The sequence below is a fragment of the Asaia astilbis JCM 15831 genome (assembly GCF_000613845.1).
Taxonomy (GTDB): Bacteria; Pseudomonadota; Alphaproteobacteria; order Acetobacterales; family Acetobacteraceae; genus Asaia; species Asaia astilbis.
The window spans coordinates 11,839-31,124 of the sequence record NZ_BAJT01000015.1 but is presented as its reverse complement, the minus strand read 5'-3'; the positions used below and the strand labels follow the sequence as shown (position 1 = coordinate 31,124).

The window sequence follows — 19,286 nt, the reverse complement described above, 5'->3', positions numbered from 1 at the left end:
CAAGCTGCATGTCGTAAGGCATGCAGCTTTTTTTTTATGGGTATAAATCGCCTGCCGGCGCTATCACCCTCCTCATGACACGCGTTCCGCTTAAAAAAGGATGGTGCCCGAGCCTGCATGCTCCCATGCAGACCCATGATGCTGGCTCGTGCGGGTGACGCCTGATCTTGAGGGTTTGTCGCCCGCTCAGCTGGTTTTTTTGGCGGAACGGGCTGCGACGCGGGGAAATGGACGGATCAGCCTCACTACGCGGGGTAATCTGCAGCTGCGCGGGTTCGAGGAGCAGGCGGCAAAACGCTTCGCGTCTGATGCTGCGGGGCAGGGTCTGGGACTTGCCGATCCCGAACGCGAGGCGCGACGGCGTCTACTGTTCATGTCTCCTCTTGCGGGCATCGATCCAGCCTGTGCTCCTGATACGCTTTTGGTTGCTAGAGAGCTCGAAGCGGCGCTGACATCGCCCCAGCAGAGCTGGCAAGCCCCCGAAAAATACAGCGTCGCGGTCGATGGCGGCGGCTTCATCCCGTCCGGTGCCCTGCGTGCCGATCTCATGCTGCGCCATGAAGACGGAGTATGGTGCCTTTATCGTGGTGCGGAGCGACACGCCTCAAACCGGGAGGCGCTTGTGCCTCTCGTGCTGGAGCGTCTCGCGTCCTCGGCGTCGGCCGCCAATGCCGGACGGCCGCTCCATCAGGCGCCTCCTTTCAAGGGAGCGATCCCTCGATTGCTGGGTGCCTTCCTGCCGGGCAGTTTCGGCGCTGTAGCGATCATGGGTGAAATCAGCGCTTCCGGTTTCAGAGCGATCGCAGAGGCGGAGGCGAGGGTTCGTGTCACACCTTGGCGCGGTCTGGTGATGGATCGTCCGGTCGCGGCGCCAGACCTTATCGCCGGTCCTAGTGATCCGCGTCTGGCGCTGACGGCGTGTCCCGGCCGGGATGGATGCGGGCAGGGCCTGGCGTCGACGCGACAGGATGCGCTTTTCCTGGCGCCTTTTCTCAAGGGCAGGCGATTGCATGTCTCAGGCTGCGCCAAAGGCTGCGCGTCCCGTGACAGCAGCGATGTCACACTGGTCGCGCGTGAGGGCGGGTATGATCTTATCTGTCAGGGAACGACGCGCGATCATCCGGTAGAGACTGGTCTTGACGTCGAGGACGTGCGAAGGCGTCTCTGCCGGGCGTAAAAAGGGCCTGAGGTGACAGGAAGGATAGGCATCGCCCATGACCGAGGGGAGCTACGATTACATTCGCGATGGGGCGACAATTTACGCGCAGTCCTTTGCGACCATTCGGGCCGAGGCCGATCTCTCGGGCTTCACACCTGATGAATCCCGCGTCGCAGTGCGGGTCATCCATGCCTGCGGTATGGTCGAGGTAACGCGATCACTGGCTTTCTCGCCTCGGTTCGTCTCCGTTGCCCGTGCCACGCTTCTTGCAGGCAAACCGGTCTTTTGCGATGCGGAAATGGTGGCGCGCGGTGTGACACGCGCGCGCCTGCCAGCAGATAATCAGGTAATCTGCACCCTGCGCGATCCCCGCACCCCGGAAGTTGCGGCGTCGATCGGCAATACGCGCTCGGCCGCGGCGGTCGATCTCTGGGGTGACACGCTTGAGGGGGCTCTGGTCGCCATCGGTAACGCGCCGACAGCTCTTTTTCGCCTGCTGGAATTGATTGAGCGCGGCGGCAAACGTCCTGCAGCGATCATCGGCATGCCGGTCGGCTTTGTTGGTGCCGCGGAATCGAAAGAGGCTCTGGCGCTTCTCGATGACATTCCCTGGGCCATTGTCCGCGGTCGGTTAGGCGGTAGCGCCATGGCCGCTGCTTGCGTGAACGCGCTGGCAAGCGAGACGGAATGAGCGGTATCTGCCGAATTCTTGGCATGGGGCCGGGCGATCCCGAATTGCTGACACTCAAGGCCGTCCGCCTTTTGTCACAGGCCGATCGTGTGGCCTGGTTTGCGGCATGCGGACGCCCCGGTCATGCGCGTGTGATCGCCGATGCCCACATCCCGGCGTCTGCCGAAGAACTGCGCTTCGATTACCCTTTCACGACAGGTGTGCCGGTAGAGGACCCCCGGTATCTGCTGGAGATGGGGGCCTTCTACGATGACTGCGCCCAGCGCCTCGGCGAAGCGCTGGATTGTGGTGAACAGGTCGCCTTGTTATGCGAGGGTGACCCCTTTCTCTATGGCTCGGCAATGTATCTTTTCGACCGGCTCAGCCCGAAACATCGTTGCGAAATTGTGCCGGGTATCTCGGGCATGAGCGGGTGCTGGTCTGCGGCCCATCTGCCGATGGTCCATGGCGACGATGTGCTGAGCGTGCTGCCTGCGACCCTCGATGAGGATAGCCTGGCCGCGTGGCTGAGCAAGGGCGATGCTCATGTCATCATGAAGCTGGGCCGCAACTTCACCAAGGTTCAGTCGGCACTGCGGCGTGCAGGTCGCCACGACAAGGCGGTCTATGTCGAGCGCGGGACCCAGTCGGGACAGGTCTGTCTGCCCCTCGGTCAGGCGCCTGAGAAAGCGCCCTATTTCTCGATGATTCTCGTGCCGGGGCGACGCCGGGCGCGATGACGGGACTTCTCTATGTCGTCGGGCTGGGGCCGGGCTCCGGGGAGCAGATCACGCAGGAAGCGTGTCTCGCTCTGACGCAGGCAACGGATCTTCTGGGTTACGGTCCTTATGTTGCAAGGGCCGTTGCGCTTGGGGCTGCAAAAACGGCTATCGCACATGAGACGGATAACCGGGAAGAGCTCGACCGGGCTCGTCACGCTCTGACGCTGGCTCAGCAGGGGCGTGTCCCTGTTGTGGTCTCCGGTGGAGATGCCGGTGTGTTCGGTATGGCGAGTGCCGTGTTCGAGGCTGTTTCGGAAGGGCCGTCTTCTTGGCGGGAGATCGATATACGGGTCCTTCCCGGTGTGACGGCGGTTCTGGCGGCAGCATCGCGTATCGGCGCGCCTTTGGGAGGCGATTTTTGCGTCATCTCGCTCTCGGATAATCTCAAGCCATGGGACGTTCTGGCAAAACGATTGCGTCTAGCCGCTGAAGCCGGGTTCGTAATCGCCCTGTATAATCCGCGCTCTCTGGCGCGCCCGGACCAGCTGGATCGGGGGTTCGCCGTGCTGCGTGACGTGCTTTCGGGGGAGACGGTGGTGATATTCGCCCGCGCCATCGGCAGGCCGGGTGAGCGGATCGAAAGCACGGTTTTGGCGCAGGCAGAGGGGGCGAGTGCCGATATGAGCACGCTGGTGTTGATCGGCTGCGCCCAGACCCGCCAGATCGAACGGCCCGGGCGGCCGCCCTGGTTCTACACGCTGCGTCGTATCCCCTGAATCCAGTCTAAAGCGGCATCGATTGTCTGGCATTCTCGTGCGTCAGGCAGGGTAGGGCGGTCGACCATGATGACGGGAATGTTCAGCTGGTTGGCGGCGTCCAGCTTGGCGGCGGTCTCTTTAGCCCCTGCGTTTTTCGTAACGAGACAGGTGATTCCATGATGGCGCAGAAGGTTTGTCTCGTCCTCAAGGGTAAACGGACCCCGTGCCAGAATGAGCGTTGTCTGAGGGGGAAGGCTCCCTGATGGACGCTCGATACTGCGCAGCACATAGCGATGCGGTGTGTCGAAAAAGGGAGCGAGATCCTTGCGGCCCGTGCTCAGAAAGACAGTGTGTGGTGTCGGGCCTAGAGCCTCTGACACATCGGTCATGTTCGAGACATGCTGCCATGATGCTCCCGCTGGGGCCTGCCATGCCGGGCGCGTGAGACGCAGCAGTGGAATGTCGCAGTGTCGGGCGCCTCGACGGCGTGATGGCTCATTTGGCTGGCAAAAGGATGGGTGGCATCGATCACCGCGTCGATCGCCTCGGCCCGGAGAAAGGTGCTCAGTCCGGACACCCCTCCAAATCCGCCGCTCCGTGTCTTGCAGGGCACGGGCAGCGCAGAGCTGGTAACCCCAGCCAGTGAAAAAATGATATGATGCTGGTGAAGAGACTCCAGCGCCTGACAAAGCTGGCGTGCTTCGCTCGTCCCCCCCAGGATCAGGATTTTCATCGTTTGCCTTCTCTTGCTTCCCTGTCAGAGTCCGGACCCTGGCTCACCGTCATCGGCCTTGGTGAAGATGGATTTGAGGCGCTTTCGCGGCAGGCGCAACGGGCTATCGTCCAGGCCGATCATATCATGGGAGGCACACGTCATCTCTCCCTGATCGAAGGAAAGAGCGATGCACAATGTCTGCCCTGGCCTTCGCCTTTCACCCAATCGATGCAGGCACTTGAAGCCTGCGCCGGGAAGAAGACCGTTGTCTTGGCTTCCGGCGACCCCTTCTGCTTCGGTGTGGGTACTCAGCTCGTGGCGCATTTCGGCCGGGATGCGCTCGAGATCCTTCCTGCGCGTTCGTGCGTCACACTTGCCTGTTCGCGTCTGGGGTGGGCCGCTCAGGAGGTCAGCATTGCTTCGCTTTGCGGGCGTCCGATTGCTCGTCTGAGACCTCTTTTGCAGCGAGGCGCGCGGCTTCTCGTGCTTTCAGCCGATGAGGCGACTCCCGCCCAACTCGCCAGCTGGCTGACAGCACAGGGATGCGGGCACAGTGTTCTTCATCTGCTTGAGGCCCTCGATGGGCCTCGCGAGTGTGTGCGGACATTACGCGCCTGCGATGCCATTCCCCAGAATCTGGCGCGGTTGAACATGATCGGCGTTGAGGTCGTTGCCGGGCCAGAAGCGGAGCTTCTTTCTCTAAGCAGCGGGTTACCTGACCGGCTTTTCGAGCATGACGGGCAACTGACCAAGCAGGAGATACGGGCTGTCACTCTCTCGGCTCTCGGGCCGTACCCGGGACAGATTTTGTGGGATCTGGGGGCAGGCTCGGGCTCGGTCGGGATCGAGTGGATGCTGCGCCATCCGGCCAATCGTTGTTTCGCCGTCGAACGCGCGCCGGAACGCGTGTCCCGTATTCTGCGCAACGCGGAACACCTGGGCGTGCCTGAGCTTCACGTGGAACAGCACGCTCTTCCTTGCCCGTTGCCCGGTTTGCCGGTGCCCGATGCTGTCTTTGTGGGGGGCGGTGTTGGGGTGCCTGGCGTGCTCGATCTGGGATGGTCGGCATTGAAGCCCGGAGCTGTCTGGTCGCCAATGCCGTCACGCTTGAGGGCGAGCAGAGGCTCTTTCAGGCTTTCAAAGAGTGGGGGGGTGCGCTATCGCGCATCAGTTTGGAGCGTCTGGGGCCGATAGGTGATGTGTTTGGGTTTAGGCCTGCGATGACTGTGACGCAGTATCGGGGAGTCAGGCCGTGTTGATCGCAGGGTTGGGCTGTATGCTTAATGCCTCTCCAGAGGCGATGATCTCGGTTGTCGAGCAGGCGATTGCCCTTTGGGGGGCTCCTCAGGGATTGGCAGTGCCTGCGTTCAGACAGCATCATGCGGCGATGTTGGGGGTTTCGCAGTTCTTCGCCCTTCCCATCACCGTCGTGGATCTTCTGGCTCTCGCCTCCGTGCAGCCACGTTGCCTGACCCATTCCGAGGTTGCGCGTATCGCAACAGGTTTTGGGTCAATTGCAGAGGGTTGTGCTTTGGCCGCTTTGGGGCCGAATGCGCGTCTTTTGGGTGCCCGGCTTGCCGGAGTAGGCGTGACATGCGCGTTTGCGTCGATCGATGAAGAGGCGCTGACACCATGACCGTGCATTTCATAGGAGCCGGGCCGGGGGCAGCAGACCTCATGACCCTGCGAGGTCGCGACCTTCTCGCGAAGGTCCCGCTCTGCCTCTATGCCGGATCGATCATTCCCTCCGAAATTCTGGGGTTTTGCGGGGCGCAGACCCGGCTAGTGGATACGGCGCCGCTTTGTCTGGACGAAATCGAGGCTCTCTGCGTCGAGGCCCATCGCGATGGCCTCGATGTTGCGAGGCTGCATTCAGGAGATCTCTCTCTCTATAGCGCTGTTGCCGAGCAGGTGGCGCGGCTTGAGAAACACGGCATTCCTTACACGCTCACGCCGGGTGTGCCGGCTTATGCGGCGGCAGCTTCCCTTCTCGGGCGCGAGCTGACCGTGCCCGGAATTGTGCAAAGCCTCGTTCTGACACGTCTTTCCGGACGGGCTTCGGCTATGCCTGAGGCAGAGACGCTGGAGGCCTTTGCCGCGACAGGCGCTACACTTGCCATCCATCTTGCCATTCACAGGCTTGAGGAGGTCGTGACGCGATTGGTGCCGTTTTATGGGGCCTCCTGCCCGAGCGCGGTGGTTGCCCGTGCCAGCTGGCCGGATGAGCGGTGCGTGGAGGCAAAGCTGGGCGACATCGTCGCGGTCATGAAAGACGCGCCTGAAACGCGGACTGCGCTGATTCTCGTTGGCAAGGCACTCAATCCGGAAATGGTCCGCGAGAGCGCTCTTTATGATGCGCACTATCAAAGACGCTTTAGGGGACGGGATGAAACCTCTCTGAAGGAGATTATCTAAATCGTCAGAAATGTCAGGGGAGTGTCCCCTGACTGTCCTCGGATGGGGTAGACGAGGCAGCCCGCAGGGCTTCCTGCTTTCTGGCAAGAGCCTGTTTGTGCACCTGACGCTCCATCCATTTCTGCGCTGTCAGTTTCAGCTCTGGGTCCAGCAGACGGTAAAGACGAAGAAGATCGTTTTCGTCAGGCGTCAGAACTGCCGGAATTTCTTCCTCGATCATGCCGGTCAGAAAGGCTTCGGTCGAGACTTCAAACAGAGCGGCAAGCTTGGGAATGTATTTACGCAAACTACCGACACGCCCTGTTTCCCAAAAAGCAACAGCAGAGCGTGAGACACCCAGAGAGTCGGCAAGTTGCTGCTGACTAAGTCCCTGACTTTTTCGAAGCATTGCAATGCGCCGCGTGAGCACAAAACTTGGCGACATTTCTCCCTTCTGTTGAGCGGGCATATCTTTTTTCTCTCTGTTCTGCAGAATTTTTATTGATCATGAAATAGCACTTGAAGGTGAAGAAAATCACCCTCCTTTTTGGTGCGTGTCTTCAGAATGCCGCCACGGTGTGAGACGAAGCGCTTCGCCAATCTGATCGAGAAAGGTAGCAACGCGTGCCGGGTGCGACCGGCCCGGGGGCGTCAGCAGGCAGAGCTCCGTGTCGGGGAACTGCCATTGGGGCAGGACCTGCTCAAGCCTTCCTGCTCGTAAATCGGTCGAGATCATGAATTCGGGAAACAGGCCGATGCCATGCCCGGCCAGAAGTGAGGGCAGGAACGCTTCGGCATTATTGCCGCTGAAGCGCGGTTTGGGGGGCTCGATCTGGAGCATGTCATCCTCGTGGCTCACACGCCAGAAATTGCCGCCCTGCGTGCTTGTGTAAAGAAAGCCCTGATGCTGCTTGAGTTCTCTCGGATGCGCGGGACGTCCGTGCTGATCGAGGTAGAAGGGTGTAGCAACCAGAAGCAGCGGGATACGGCACAGGCGCAAGCCACGCAGCGAAGACGAGGCGTGGGTGGCGATCCTGATCGCTATGTCAAAGCCCCCGGCAATCAGATCGAGCTGATCGTCGGTATAGGTCATGGAAAGCGAGATATCGGGGAAACGGGTCAGAAAATCCGGTAGGAGCGGTGCTACGTGGTTGAGGCCGAACGAAATTGGCGCCGTGATCCTGAGTAACCCGTGGGGATGGAGTACGGCCTTTCTCAGCTCAGCCTCAGCAGCTTCACCCTCGCCCAGAAGCCGGACGGCATTCGCGAGAATGCGGTGTCCTGTTTCGGTCAGGGCGAGCTGGCGCGAGGTCCGGTTGAAGACAAAAGTGCCAGTGCTCTGTTCAAGGCGCGCGATCGCTTTCGAGACGGTCGGCCTTGAAAGACCAAGGGCACGCGCCGCAGCGCTGAAAGATCCCAGTTCCACGATACGGGCAAAGATGGCGAGAGCCTCGAAATCGGGCAGGCGTGTTGTCATTTATCGGAACCGATCAATTGCCATACTTTCTATATCTTAACTGAGGGAAGGGTTCCTATTGTCGCAGCATAGCGGAAAGGAAAAGTAACTCATGATCGACCATCGCGTTTTTGCTTCTCTGGGCCATGCCGATCACGGCTGGCTCAAGGCTACCCATCATTTTTCATTCGGCGGGTATCATGACGCCGAGCGTATGGGGTGGGGCGCGCTGCGTGTCTGGAATGACGACGAGATCGCGCCAGATAGCGGCTTTCCGGCCCATCCGCATCGGGACATGGAAATCATCACCTATGTGCGTCAGGGGGCCATCACCCATAAAGACTCGCTCGGCAATGAGGGGCGCACCGAGGCAGGTCAGGTTCAGGTCATGTCAGCCGGAAGTGGCATCGTTCACAGCGAGGCGAATCAGGAATCCGACGTGACGACGCTCTTCCAGATCTGGATCATGCCGGATCGCCGGGGTCATGCGCCGTCCTGGGGGACGCGACCCTTCCCGGTCGAAGCGCGGGACAACCGCCTTGTGACGCTGGCATCGGGGATGGAAGGCGATGAAGACGCGCTCAGGATCAATGCATCGGCTCGGGTCAAGGCAGCCACGATCAAGCGGGGCGAAACCGTTACCTGGGCATTGGCGCCGGGCTGGTCCGGCTATGCCGTCCTCGCTTCTGGCGCCATCGAGCTGGGAGGCATTGTCCTGAATCCACGAGATGGGGTGGCCTTGCGGGACGAAGGGGACCTCATCCTGACGGCACATGACGATTCCGAGATTGTGGTTGTCGAGACGGCTCCCTGATCGGAAGATCCTGCGGGCAGAAGAGAGCTCATAAAAGCCTTCCCTATACCCTCCCCCCTAGTATAGGGACTGCATGAGCGCGCAGCAGCATAAACAGATTTCTCTTCGTCTCAGGCAGGCCCGTGGTCATCTCGAGAGTATTCTCGAGATGATCGACGCCGATCGAAGCTGCGCCGATCTGGCGCAGCAGATTCAGGCTGTCGAAAACACGCTGCGCAACGCGAAGCGGAGCCTGATACGGGATCACGTCGAGCATTGCATCGTCGAAGCGATGGCCGATGGCGGGATTAGCCGGGATGATGCCGTGCAGGAATTCGAACGTCTTGTGAAATATCTCTGACAAAGGTGCGGGCGATGAGGGTCACTTTCTGTCCGGGATGGGGTGTGGAATCAGGGCGTCGTGCTGCCCTGCTTCTTGCGACAGCATTCTTCTTCTCTGGTGCATCGGTCTGGGCGTCGCCAGCTGGAACATCGACCGGGGCATCTTCAGTCGGCGCGCCACCTGCACAGGCGGCGCCCAACGGCGTGCAGCCTCTTGAGCTGTCGCAAGAGGCCCAGCGCAATGAGCAGTTCGCTGTTCTGCCTTTGAAACAGGGCGTGTTGTTTCATCTGGTTCCGGCTATGGCCCGTGTCGATGCCGATACCAGCCGCGTGATCGACATCCACTCAGCCGGTAGCGGCAAGGTCACGGCGGTGCATGTGACGCCCGGGCAGCCGGTTACACTGGGGCAGGCGCTCATCTCTTATACGGATCATTCCCTGCACGAACTTCATCTGCAACGTCAGCAGGTCGAGGCCGCTCTGGCGTCAGCGCGAGCAGGCGAGACAGAAGCGGAGTTGCTTTATAAACGGGGTCTTGCGCTCGTCGGGAGTGCCGTCTCCACAGGTGAGCTCGAGCGCCGGCGCATGGTGCTGCAACAGCAACGGGGGCAGGTGACAGCCCGTCAGGCCGATCTGGAGACGCTCGAACATCGTCAGACCGAAGAGTTCACATCTGTCACCGAGCGTATCGTGCAGGATGAAGCCTCCGATCTGATCAGCCCGGTCAACGGGATCGTGCAGGCGATCCGTACCTCTGTCGCCGCTGACATCACGGCGGGCGATAATCTCGTGACGGTGGTCGATCTCTCCCGGCTTTGGCTCGTCGCCGATCTCTCTGCGGAGGATGCTGCCCGTCTTGTCCCGGGTGCCGGAGCTGTCTTTCACGCAGCAGGGCAGGATCACGCCCCTGCGATTTCTGCCCATGTCGATACGGTGGCGGGCCTTGCCGATCCGGCCACAGGCTGGTGCGCGTGGTCTGTACGCTGAAGAAGCCGCCCGGCTTCATCAGGCCCGGCATGATGCTCGATGCTGTCTTTCAAACCGGTGCCGGAAAAACAGGTCTGGTTGTGCCCCAGGCAGCGCTTCAGGAAGTCGATGGCAAGAAGCTGGTCTTTCTGCAGCGTGATGCGACTCATTTCATGCCCGTCGAGGTAAAGCTCGATGAGCAGAATGAGGAGAGTGCTCTCGTGGTCGGTGCGCTGCATGAGGGCGACCGGATTGTGGGCGCCGGAAGCTTCACGCTGAAATCGATGTTGCTCCTCTCTTCCATGACGGATGACTGACCGGACGATGTGGCAGTTTCTCCAAGGTAATAAGCTGGCAGTCCTGGCGCTGTGCACGTTGCTCGTGCTCGCAGGGCTTTGCGTTGTGCCGGGCCTGCCGGTCGAGCCTGTTCCCGATATCTCACCGCAACAGGTCCTGGTTTCGGTAACGGCACCGGGGCTTGCGACGGAGGAAGTCGAGAAGCAGATCACCTTTCCGCTCGAAGCCAGCCTGACCGGTCTGCCCGATCTGATCGATCTGCGCTCGGTGTCCCGCACCGGGGTATCGGTCGTTTATCTGCAATTCGACGAACATTCCGATCTCGACCTGGATCGGACGCGTGTGAATGAGAGGCTGCAAAAGGCGCGTGAGAGCATCGCCGTGCCCGTTGACCTGTCCATGGGGCCGCTCGCCACCGGTATGGGCGAGATCATGCAGATCCAGATCGAGGGCGATAAAAGATATTCCCCGCTCGCGTTGAACCGCCTCATGACATGGTCGGTCGCGCCCCAATTGCGTCTTGTCCCGGGTGTTGCAGACGTCAACGTCAACGGCGGCGCAGAAGAGACCTATACGCTCACCCTCGATCAGGCACGCATGCGCGCGCATAACGTTCCAATCGGGAAGATCTACGAAGCGATCGAGACCAATAACGCCTCGTCGGGTGGGGGATGGATTGCCCGGCAGGCGGAGCAGCAGATCGTCGTCGGGCGCGCCCTTGTCAGTTCTCTGGCAGATTTCGGTGCTATCCCGGTCGTGATGGGTGACAAGGGTGTCGTTCTGCGCCTGCGCGATCTGGGCAGCATTTCGCTCTCCGGCAGGCTGCGCCTTGGCGCCGTGACTCGCGATGGTCAGGGCGAGATCGTCAATGGTGTCGTGATGATGCAAAAGGGTGCGAGTTCGAATGCGACACTCGGAGCCCTTGCCCAGGCCCTGCCGTCGATCCGGCATTCCCTGCCGCCGGGCGTCAGGCTCAAGCCGTTCTACAGCCGCTCAACGCTGACGGGCGAGACCGTGCATACCATCAAGGAGAACCTCCTTCTTGGAGCGGTTCTCGTGTTTCTGACGCTGTTTGCTGTTTTGGGTAACTGGCAGGCCGCCCTGGTGATTGTGTCCGTTATCCCGGTCTCCCTTGTCGCTGCGTTTGTGGGCATGCGCTTTTTCGGCATATCGGCCAATCTTCTCAGCCTCGGTGCGATCGATTTCGGGATGATCGTCGACGGATCTCTGGTGATCGTCGAGCATCTGATGGTCGAGCGCAGCCGGAGCGCGCCGGGTGAGTCGCTTGAAAGCCTTGCCGTACACACAGTGCGCGCCGTGCTGCGCCCTGTCAGTTTCGCTATTTTCGTGATCGTGATGGTCTATCTGCCGATCCTGACCTTGCAGGGTGTCGAAGGGCGGATGTTTCGTCCCATGGCGCAGACGATCATCATGGGGCTGCTGACCTCACTCTTTTACTGTTTTCTTGTCGTGCCGGTCTTGTCCGCCGTGGTGTTACGACGTGCGCCTCAAGACCGCGAGACGCGCTTTGTCAGGATGCTGCGCGAGGGATATGAGCCCGCCCTGGCGTGGTGTGCAGCGCACGCGAAAACGGTCTTTCTCGCCACAGCAGCGATCTTCGTCCTGGCGCTGATCCTGGCCTCCCGACTTGGGGGAGAGTTTGTGCCGCAGCTTGAAGAAGGAGCGTTGGTCGTCGTTGCCAATCGTCTGCCGAGCGCGTCGCTACCGACCGTGCTTCACTCGGTCACGCAGCAGGAAAAAATCATCAAGGATTTTCCTGAAGTGGAGACCGTGGTGAGCAATACCGGTACCTCGGCGATTCCGACCGACCCGATGGGCACAAATGAGACGGATAGTTTTATCTTTCTCAAACCCAGAGAGGCATGGAGGCCGGGCATGACCCAAGCGCGTCTGGTCGAGGCCATGAGCGCGAAACTGGCTCATGATCTCCCCGATGCGGCGTATTCCTGGACTCAACCGATCGAGATGCGCATGGATGACATGCTGTCGGGCGTCCGCAGCCAGATCGCGATCTCGATCTATGGCGACGATCTGGCCATGCTCAACCGGCTGGCTGGCAAGGTTGTCAGCCTTGTCTCCGCCATTCCGGGCGCAGCTGATGTTGCGCAGCAGGGTGAGGGATCGGTCCCCTACCTGCATATCGACGTCAATCGCGATGCGGCTGCGCGGCTCGGTGTCGCCGTGCCTGAAATCCTCGCAACAATCGAGGCGATCGGTGGGCATATCGGGCGTCCGGTCATTCTCGATAATGCGTTAGTCCCGACCCAGATCCGTTTCAGCGAGGGGGTCAGTGCGTCTGCCGAGCGACTTGGTAGTCTGCAGATCCGGCGGGAAGACGGGCATGGATGGGTTTTGCTCAAGGACGTGACGCGTCTTTCGGTCGAGCAGGGCAATGCCCGGATCGATCGCGCGTCGCTGCACCGTCGGGTGATCGTTCAGGCCAATGTCCGGGGTCGCGATCTCAAATCCTTTGTCACCGAGCACAGTCGACCGTTGCCCGGGATCTGGTTCTGCCTCCGGGCTACCAGCTGAGCTGGGCTGGTCAGTTTCGTAATCTCGACTCTGCCATGAAGCGGCTGAGCCTCGTGGTGCCCGTGGCGCTTGTACTGATTTTTGTCTTTCTCATCCTCGCACTCGGGACGCCGCGAGCAGCGCTGCTCGTCTTTATCAACCTGCCCATCGCTGCAACCGGGGGTGTTTTTGCGCTTGCGATCAGGGGGTTGCCCTTCAGCATTGCGGCAGGGATCGGGTTTATCGCCCTGTTTGGCGTCGCTATTCTCAACGGGGTGGTGCTGGTGAGCCAGATTCAGGAGTTCCGCGAGGCAGGGATGCGAGCGGCACAGGCTGCTTTCGAAGCTGCCAAGGCGCGGTTTCGCCCGGTGCTCGCAACGGCTTCTGTTGCCAGTTTCGGCTTCTTTCCGACGGCATTTTCATCCGGGTCGGGGGCCGAAGTCGAGCGACCTCTGGCGACGGTCGTGATCGGAGGGTTGATGACGTCAACCCTCCTGACATTGCTTGTTCTGCCCCTGCTCTATGCCCGCTTCTTCAACGATAAGCCGACGAAGGGCCCAGAGGCGGAGCAGAGTGCTCAGCCCATGGCGTGAAGAGCGCAGATCTTGTTGCCTGAGGGGTCGCGCAGATAGGCCAGATAGAGCTTGCCGATGACGGTATCGCGGGGACCCGGTGGGTTTTCAAGCGTTACGCCGCCATTGGCGAGACCGGCTTTATGCCATGCTTCAACTTCTTCCGGTGACTTGGCTGCAAAGCCGACCGTACCGCCATTGGCGCCTGTCGCTTCTTCGCCGTTGAGAGGCTTCGTGACCAGGAAGCGCCCGTTGTCATGGACGTAAAGCATGCGTCCTGCATCATAGTCGATCTTGGCGGGCGGACATCCCAGCGCACCGAGAACGGCATCGTAGAATGCCTTGGACGCGTCGAGATCGTTACTGCCGACGACAATGTGACTGAACATGGAGTTGATCCTTTTTTGAGGCAGGTCGCTCTGCGATGCAGGGGACCCGGGTCAGGAAGGCGACTTTATGACGCCAGGCGAGGGCGTATTGCGCCTGGCCCTTAAACGCATAAAGCCGGGGGCGTTTCCGCCCCCGGCTTTATTAAATCATGTTTCGACGCTGGCTTAGAGGCTGGCGCTGATGCGGCCGAAGTAATAGCCGCCCGTGAACGGAACCTGATTGGAGAACTGATCGTACATCGAGCCACCGGCGGGGACGAGATTGCCGGGGAGGCGACGGGGACGCACGTTGAACACGTTGTTGACGCCAATCGATGCATGAACACGCGAGGTGATCTTGTAGCCGATTTCGAGATCCGTCAGCCAGCGCGGGGAGTTCTTGAACTGACCGAAGCAGGAGGTGGAGTAGCGCGCTGCGCCGCCGCCGGGGCAGGTGGCAGAAGAAGGTGTCCAATCCTGGAACGTCATCATGTTGGTCGTCTCGCCGTAGCGGCTCTGACGAACGTTCACGTCGAAGCGGCCGATCGTCCACAAGGCATTGAGGATGATCTTGCTGCGCGGCGTTGCCGTGGTGATGTAGCCAATCGTCTGTTCGTTTAGCAGCGGCTTGCCGATGGTCGAGATACCGTTGTGGTGCAGACGGGTACGGTTCAGGTTGAAGGCCGCCATAAGAGCGACATTGCCGTAATCATGCAGACGCAGAAGGTAGTCTGCCTTGATGTCGAGGCCCTGCGTACGGGTGCTGGCACCGTTCGACAGGAAGTAGGCTGACGATGCAGCGGCGTTTGTTGCCGAAGGAGAGACGTCAAAGCCGAAGGAACGGATCGCATCGAGTGCCTGAGCACCACGCACGGTGCCACCCTGAACGATACGGTCACGCAGATTGATCTGATAGACGTCGGTTTCGACATGCAGACCGCGGACGGGCTCCATGGTGAAGCCTGCGCTGGCATTGACCGAACGTTCCGGCTTCAGGCCCTGGGCACCGAGCGAGCGTGCTGCTGCGGACTCAACCGGAAGCTGACCGCCGACGCTGCCTGTGCCTGCAAAGATGTTCAGGCGGCTGAAATGGGATTCCTGCAGGGTAGGAGCACGGAAGCCATTGGCAATCGTCCCGCGCAGGGCGAAGCGGTTGGTGAAATCGTAGCGCGCCGAGAGCTTGCCGTTTTCGGTGTTGTCGGTGTCGGTATAGTATTCGTAACGGCCAGCGACATCGATCGACAGCTTGCTTGTCGGGCGGATGGTCGCATCCACATAGGCCGAATAGATATTACGATACCAGGTGCCTGCCGATTGCGGCGGGATGCCGGCGTGCTCGACCGGACCGCCGTCGAGGTAGGATTCCGGATTGCCCGAGACGATCTGGTACGAGTCCAGACGATGCTCGCCGCCGAAGGCGAGGCTGACCGGCATGGACCAGATCTTGAAGCCACGACGCAGATCGAGGTTGTTCGTCCACTGGGTGTTCTTCTGGGTGTAATCCCAGAACTTGCTCGGCGAGTAACCCGTGCGGGCGAGCTGGCCCAGATTGACCACGTCGCGGATGCTGATGCGCGAATTGTCGCCGCCATAGACGGTGGAGAGGTTCCAGTCGAAGCCGAGGAGGTCGTGACCCTTCAGGCCAAGCTCGACGCCGTAATCGAGTTCGTCATCACCCGTGATCGGACGCAGCTCGGTGATGCCGGCAGCCGGAACGATATAGGGATATTTGTAAGCCATCATCTCGGCATGGCGATAACCGAGCGTTGCCTGACCGTAGAGCTCGATCCCTGCTGCCAGAGGCTTGCCGAAATTAAGCGCAAAGGTCTCGCGCGTTTCTTTCGGGGTGCTCAGATAATCGGTCTTGCGGCCGCGCCAGCTTTCTGACCCGGGCTTGACGCCAACGAAGTAGTTCTTGGTATCGGCGCCAGCAGGCCAGTAGCCGAGAAGCGCGTGGTCGGGGCCCCAGGCAATGGCGTGTTCGGTCTGATAGAACTGGGCGCCGAGATGGACGAAACCGTCCTTGCCAAGCTTGAAGCCGCCATCGGCATCGAGCTGATACTGCTCACCGCTGCGAGATAGGCATTGGCGCCGCCCTGTCCGCTCAGCGTCAGACCGTGATCTTTTTTCTTGGTGATGATGTTCACCACGCCTGCGATCGCGTCAGAGCCGTACATGGCGGCTGCGCCATCTTCCAGCACTTCGATATGGTCGATCATGTTGCCCGCAAGCATGTTCAGATCGACGCCTGACGAGGCAAACTGGGGGCCCGGCTTCTGAACGATATTCGCCGTCGAGTGGCGGCGCTTGCCGTCAACCAGAACCAGCGTTTCGTTGGGGCCGAGGCCACGCATCTGAACGGAAGAGACCAGCGAGTTCGTGTTCGATCCACGGGCGCTCATGGTGATGGACGGATAGGTCCGTGTCAGCGCATTGGCGATATTGAGCTCGCCCGAACGCTCAAGAGCTTGGAGGAGATCACGACCACAGCTGATGCTCTGGCGTGCCTTCACATGGCTCTCACGCGTACCGGTGACGACCACCTGTTCGGATTCATCCGAACCTGTGACGAACTTGTTTTTCTTCGTCAGTGCAGTCGTCTTGTCGGCCTTTTTCTGGTCGACTTCCTGTGTGGCCGATGCGGCAGCAGCGTAAGCGCCAGCGCTCAGGAATGGCGTGCAAGCAGTTGTTGCAACAAGGAACAGGGCAAGTCTTTTCACCGGGCTCTCCGACACGTGTCTGGATGTAACGGGTCGCAAAAACGTTACTGAGGCGGTCGGAGTAAAGTTAAGATTTTATGTCAATATGTCGTAATATTTCTACTTTCTGTGAAAATATTTCCGGCAATGTAACAGAGAAAAATTCGCTCAAGATGCAACAAGATTGCACCAAGATTTCAATGCAAGAAGATATACTTTCGCTTCGATTTAACTGACAACATGCAGGAATTCGGGTGATTTTTTTATCCATTCGAGCGATGAGAGTTAATCACCGTGCGTTCATGCCGGTTGTAGTCTCCCCTCGAAAACTCGAACGTTCCTAGCGGAGAGGCCTCCTCTCTTTTGAAACGTCATGTAACTACTTCGTAAAGCCTGTTTCATCCTTCCGGGAAGGGCCTTGCAGGGTCGAGAGGGCTTTCGAGGGGGTTCGATAAAAATTGGATCATGTCATGAAACTGTCACGAAACCGAAACGGCGTTTTGACAGGCCTGATCCGCAATGTTTCTCTACCGATATCAATTCTACCGATGAGAGAAGAGGATTCCAGCTTGGGCGTGTTCACTCCGGGTGCGGAGTCTTCCGGTTGCAAATCAGGGCATGATGTGGATTGATATATTATATCATTCTCTAGTTCTGAGCTTTCGATCCATGGCTTTCAAAAGACCTCCGCTCTTTTTCTCTTCTGCTCTGCTGGGCGCTGTCGCCTTTGCCGGATCTGCACAGGCGGATGAAGGGATGTGGACCTTCGACCATCTGCCCAAGGCTGCCTTGCAGAAATCCTATGGCTTTACGCCCGACGCCAGCTGGGTTCAGCATGTGGTGCAGTCCTCCGCCCGTCTGGCTGAAGGGTGCTCTGCCTCCTTCGTCTCTGGCGACGGGTTGGTGATGACCAATCATCATTGTGCCAATTCCTGTCTGGCGGCTTTGTCAGACAAGGACCACGATTATTTCCGGGAAGGCTTCTACACCAAAGACCTCGCCGAGGAGCGCCAATGCCCCGGAATGGAGCTCGATCGTCTCGATACGATGAAGGATGTTTCTGCGCCGGTGGCCGACGCGACCAAGGGCAAGCAGGGTGCCGCCTATTCGGCAGCGCTTCAGGAGGTCGAGAGCAAGCTGACCAAGGACTGCATTGGCGGTGATGACACGCATTGGCGGTGCGATATGGTGTCGCTTTACCATGGCGGCCAGACAGCGCTTTATCGCTATCGCCGTTACAAGGATGTGCGCATTGTCATGGCGCCCGAGCAGGGCATTGCGTTCTTCGGGGGGGATCCCGACAATTTCGACTATCCGCGCTACGACATCGATCTGTCGATGTTGCGGGTCTATGAAAAGGGAAAGCCGGTTCACACTCCCTTCCTGCAGGTCGATCCCGCAGGTCCGAAGGCTGACGAGCTTGTCTTTACATCCGGCAATCCGGGCAGGACGCAGCGCGGGCTCCCTGCCGCTGCTCTGGCTTTCCAGCGGGATGTCGTCAATCCGATGGTCATCGCCCTGTATTCCGCCAGGGTGGGGATGTTGTGGCAATACGGGCGTGAGAGCGCAGCTCACGCCAAAGAGTCTGAAAATACGCTGTTTGGCGTTCAGAATGCTCTGAAATCGCTCTCAGGAACACAGGCGGCGCTCCAGTCGAGTGACATCGTGGCACGTCGTGCGAAAGAAGACGCGGCGCTGCAGAGCTGGATCGATGCGGATCCAGCCCGGAAGGCAGCTTATGGACAGCCTTTCAGGGAGGTGGACAAGGCTATCGCCCTCGAAAAGGACCTCTTCGCGCGCAATCTGGCGCTGAGCATGGTGTTCGGTGGTGTTCTCGACGATGTCATTACCCTGGTCGAGGGCGCGCATGAGCGCGGCATGCCCGATGCGAAGCGCCATGCGGGGTTCCATGATGCGCAGCTGGGTGAAATCGAGAGCGCTCTGGGCGCTCAAGAGCCTTTCCATTCGGATCTCGAGACCGCCATGTTCGCGCTGCGCCTGACCAGTCTGCGTCAGACGGTCGGAGCGGACGACGCTCTGGTGCATCTGGCGCTTGGTTCCGATGCACCGGACGAGCTCGCGGCACGTCTCATCAAGGGAACGGGGATGGGCGACCCATCGGCGCGCCTGGCTTTGTGGAACGGAGGCCTCAAGGCGATCGAGGCGTCAAAAGATCCATTGGTTATGTTCGTCCGCAAGCTCTATCCGAGCTACACCGACTTGCGTGACAAAATGCGCGATGAGGTGAGCGCTCCCTTGCACAAGGCTCAGGGCGATATCGCCCGTGTCCGTTTCGCTCAGGCGAAGGATGAAGGACGTCTCGACACACTTTCTCCCGATGCTACCTTCTCGCCCCGTCTGTCTTACGGGACGGTCAAGGGATGGCGGAAGAACGGGGTGGATGTTGCGCCCTTTACCGATTTTGCGGGCATGTATCGCCATGCGACGGGCAGCGAACCTTTTGCTCTTCCGCAACGCTGGCTCGACGCCAAGACAAAGATCGATCTTTCTACGCATCTCGATTTCGTCTCGACCAACGATATTGTCGGCGGCAATTCAGGCTCCCCTGTCATCAACCGTGCCGGCAAGGCGGTTGGGCTGATATTTGACGGGAACCTGCCGAGCCTTGCCGGGGATCTGTATTACGACATCAGCAACAACCGGGCTGTTGCGACCGATACGAGCTCAATTATTGCTGCTCTGAGAAAGGTTTATCATGAAGACGTTCTGGCGGATGAGCTGACCAGCGGTCATCGCTGATCGTCGTCTCGGCAGAAAAAGGGCCGTCGCAAGCAGGACGGCCCTTGGAGAGGCTTTAGAGGGAGACATCCCTCTAAAGCCTC

General features: G+C 59.8%; 17 protein-coding genes and 2 pseudogenes. 13 read left to right on the top strand and 6 right to left on the bottom strand.

The features are described from left to right. Window positions 1-148: 148 nt before the first annotated feature. Genes JCM15831_RS18650 through cobJ form a run of 4 tightly spaced genes read left to right on the top strand, consistent with a single transcriptional unit; the run spans window position 149 to window position 3,327 of the window. Window positions 149-1,177, top strand: coding sequence for a hypothetical protein (locus JCM15831_RS18650; RefSeq protein ID WP_084490677.1), 1,029 nt, complete (start codon window positions 149-151; stop codon window positions 1,175-1,177). 37 nt (window positions 1,178-1,214) lie between these two features. Further along, window positions 1,215-1,850 carry a precorrin-8X methylmutase gene (locus JCM15831_RS11620; protein ID WP_025824395.1) on the top strand — a complete coding sequence of 212 codons (636 nt, stop codon included), beginning with the start codon at window positions 1,215-1,217 and terminating at the stop codon, window positions 1,848-1,850. Beyond that, window positions 1,847-2,569, top strand: a complete 723-nt coding sequence (locus tag JCM15831_RS11615; protein WP_025824394.1) for a precorrin-2 C(20)-methyltransferase — start codon at window positions 1,847-1,849, stop codon at window positions 2,567-2,569. Before JCM15831_RS11620 ends, JCM15831_RS11615 begins: the two co-directional genes overlap by 4 nt. Next, window positions 2,566-3,327 carry a precorrin-3B C(17)-methyltransferase gene (cobJ, locus tag JCM15831_RS11610; RefSeq protein WP_025824393.1) on the top strand — a complete coding sequence of 254 codons (762 nt, stop codon included), beginning with the start codon at window positions 2,566-2,568 and terminating at the stop codon, window positions 3,325-3,327. Before JCM15831_RS11615 ends, cobJ begins: the two co-directional genes overlap by 4 nt. On the opposite strand, the pseudogene JCM15831_RS18645 reads toward cobJ, so the two are convergent. Next, window positions 3,303-4,042: pseudogene (locus JCM15831_RS18645) on the bottom strand (cobalt-precorrin-6A reductase). The gene cobJ and the pseudogene JCM15831_RS18645 overlap by 25 nt on opposite strands. A gap of 3 nt (window positions 4,043-4,045) precedes the next feature. Here JCM15831_RS18645 and cbiE point away from each other — a divergent pair. From cbiE to cobM, 3 genes are read left to right on the top strand one after another with little or no spacing between them, the layout of a single operon-like run. After that, window positions 4,046-5,218 carry a precorrin-6y C5,15-methyltransferase (decarboxylating) subunit CbiE gene (gene cbiE, locus JCM15831_RS18640; RefSeq protein ID WP_306301847.1) on the top strand — a complete coding sequence of 391 codons (1,173 nt, stop codon included), beginning with the start codon at window positions 4,046-4,048 and terminating at the stop codon, window positions 5,216-5,218. A 58-nt stretch (window positions 5,219-5,276) separates the two neighbouring features. After that, window positions 5,277-5,660: a cobalamin biosynthesis protein gene (locus JCM15831_RS11595; protein ID WP_025824392.1), complete on the top strand. Its 384-nt coding sequence runs from the start codon at window positions 5,277-5,279 to the stop codon at window positions 5,658-5,660. Beyond that, the gene (gene cobM / locus JCM15831_RS11590) at window positions 5,657-6,439 is read left to right on the top strand and encodes a precorrin-4 C(11)-methyltransferase (protein WP_025824391.1); all 783 of its coding nucleotides are present in this window, start codon (window positions 5,657-5,659) and stop codon (window positions 6,437-6,439) included. Before JCM15831_RS11595 ends, cobM begins: the two co-directional genes overlap by 4 nt. Before the next feature lie 13 nt (window positions 6,440-6,452). On the opposite strand, the gene JCM15831_RS11585 is transcribed toward cobM, so the two are convergent. After that, window positions 6,453-6,887, bottom strand: coding sequence for a helix-turn-helix domain-containing protein (locus tag JCM15831_RS11585; protein ID WP_025824390.1), 435 nt, complete (start codon window positions 6,885-6,887; stop codon window positions 6,453-6,455). Between the two features lie 66 nt (window positions 6,888-6,953). Further along, the gene (locus JCM15831_RS11580; protein WP_025824389.1) at window positions 6,954-7,895 is read right to left on the bottom strand and encodes a LysR family transcriptional regulator; all 942 of its coding nucleotides are present in this window, start codon (window positions 7,893-7,895) and stop codon (window positions 6,954-6,956) included. Between the two features lie 91 nt (window positions 7,896-7,986). Here JCM15831_RS11580 and JCM15831_RS11575 point away from each other — a divergent pair, with 91 nt between their 5' ends. The 5 genes and pseudogenes from JCM15831_RS11575 to JCM15831_RS18630 all read left to right on the top strand — a co-directional run bounded on the left by JCM15831_RS11575 (window position 7,987) and on the right by JCM15831_RS18630 (window position 13,397). Then, window positions 7,987-8,688 carry a pirin family protein gene (locus JCM15831_RS11575; RefSeq protein ID WP_025824388.1) on the top strand — a complete coding sequence of 234 codons (702 nt, stop codon included), beginning with the start codon at window positions 7,987-7,989 and terminating at the stop codon, window positions 8,686-8,688. 73 nt (window positions 8,689-8,761) lie between these two features. Beyond that, the gene (locus JCM15831_RS11570) at window positions 8,762-9,028 is read left to right on the top strand and encodes a metal-sensing transcriptional repressor (RefSeq protein WP_025824387.1); all 267 of its coding nucleotides are present in this window, start codon (window positions 8,762-8,764) and stop codon (window positions 9,026-9,028) included. A 14-nt stretch (window positions 9,029-9,042) separates the two neighbouring features. Then, window positions 9,043-9,996 carry an efflux RND transporter periplasmic adaptor subunit gene (locus JCM15831_RS18635; protein WP_156938852.1) on the top strand — a complete coding sequence of 318 codons (954 nt, stop codon included), beginning with the start codon at window positions 9,043-9,045 and terminating at the stop codon, window positions 9,994-9,996. Then, window positions 9,981-10,292 (top strand): efflux RND transporter periplasmic adaptor subunit, encoded by a 312-nt coding sequence (locus JCM15831_RS20375; protein ID WP_156938851.1) that lies wholly within the window; start codon window positions 9,981-9,983, stop codon window positions 10,290-10,292. The genes JCM15831_RS18635 and JCM15831_RS20375 overlap by 16 nt, the downstream gene beginning before the upstream one ends. 7 nt (window positions 10,293-10,299) lie before the next feature. Further along, window positions 10,300-13,397 (top strand): annotated as a pseudogene (locus JCM15831_RS18630) (efflux RND transporter permease subunit). Here the strand turns inward: JCM15831_RS18630 and JCM15831_RS11555 are convergent. The 3 genes from JCM15831_RS11555 to JCM15831_RS22875 all read right to left on the bottom strand — a co-directional run bounded on the left by JCM15831_RS11555 (window position 13,382) and on the right by JCM15831_RS22875 (window position 16,464). Next, a complete protein-coding gene (locus tag JCM15831_RS11555; protein WP_025824386.1) occupies window positions 13,382-13,765 on the bottom strand; it encodes a VOC family protein in 384 nt (127 codons plus the stop codon). The pseudogene JCM15831_RS18630 and the gene JCM15831_RS11555 overlap by 16 nt on opposite strands. Window positions 13,766-13,930: 165 nt before the next feature. Next, window positions 13,931-15,487, bottom strand: coding sequence for a TonB-dependent receptor plug domain-containing protein (locus JCM15831_RS22880; RefSeq protein WP_232228160.1), 1,557 nt, complete (start codon window positions 15,485-15,487; stop codon window positions 13,931-13,933). Between the two features lie 107 nt (window positions 15,488-15,594). Beyond that, window positions 15,595-16,464 carry a TonB-dependent receptor plug domain-containing protein gene (locus JCM15831_RS22875; protein ID WP_232228159.1) on the bottom strand — a complete coding sequence of 290 codons (870 nt, stop codon included), beginning with the start codon at window positions 16,462-16,464 and terminating at the stop codon, window positions 15,595-15,597. 648 nt (window positions 16,465-17,112) lie between these two features. Between JCM15831_RS22875 and JCM15831_RS11545 the strand changes: the two genes are divergently transcribed. Next, window positions 17,113-19,203 (top strand): S46 family peptidase, encoded by a 2,091-nt coding sequence (locus JCM15831_RS11545; protein ID WP_025824385.1) that lies wholly within the window; start codon window positions 17,113-17,115, stop codon window positions 19,201-19,203. Window positions 19,204-19,286 lie beyond the last annotated feature (83 nt).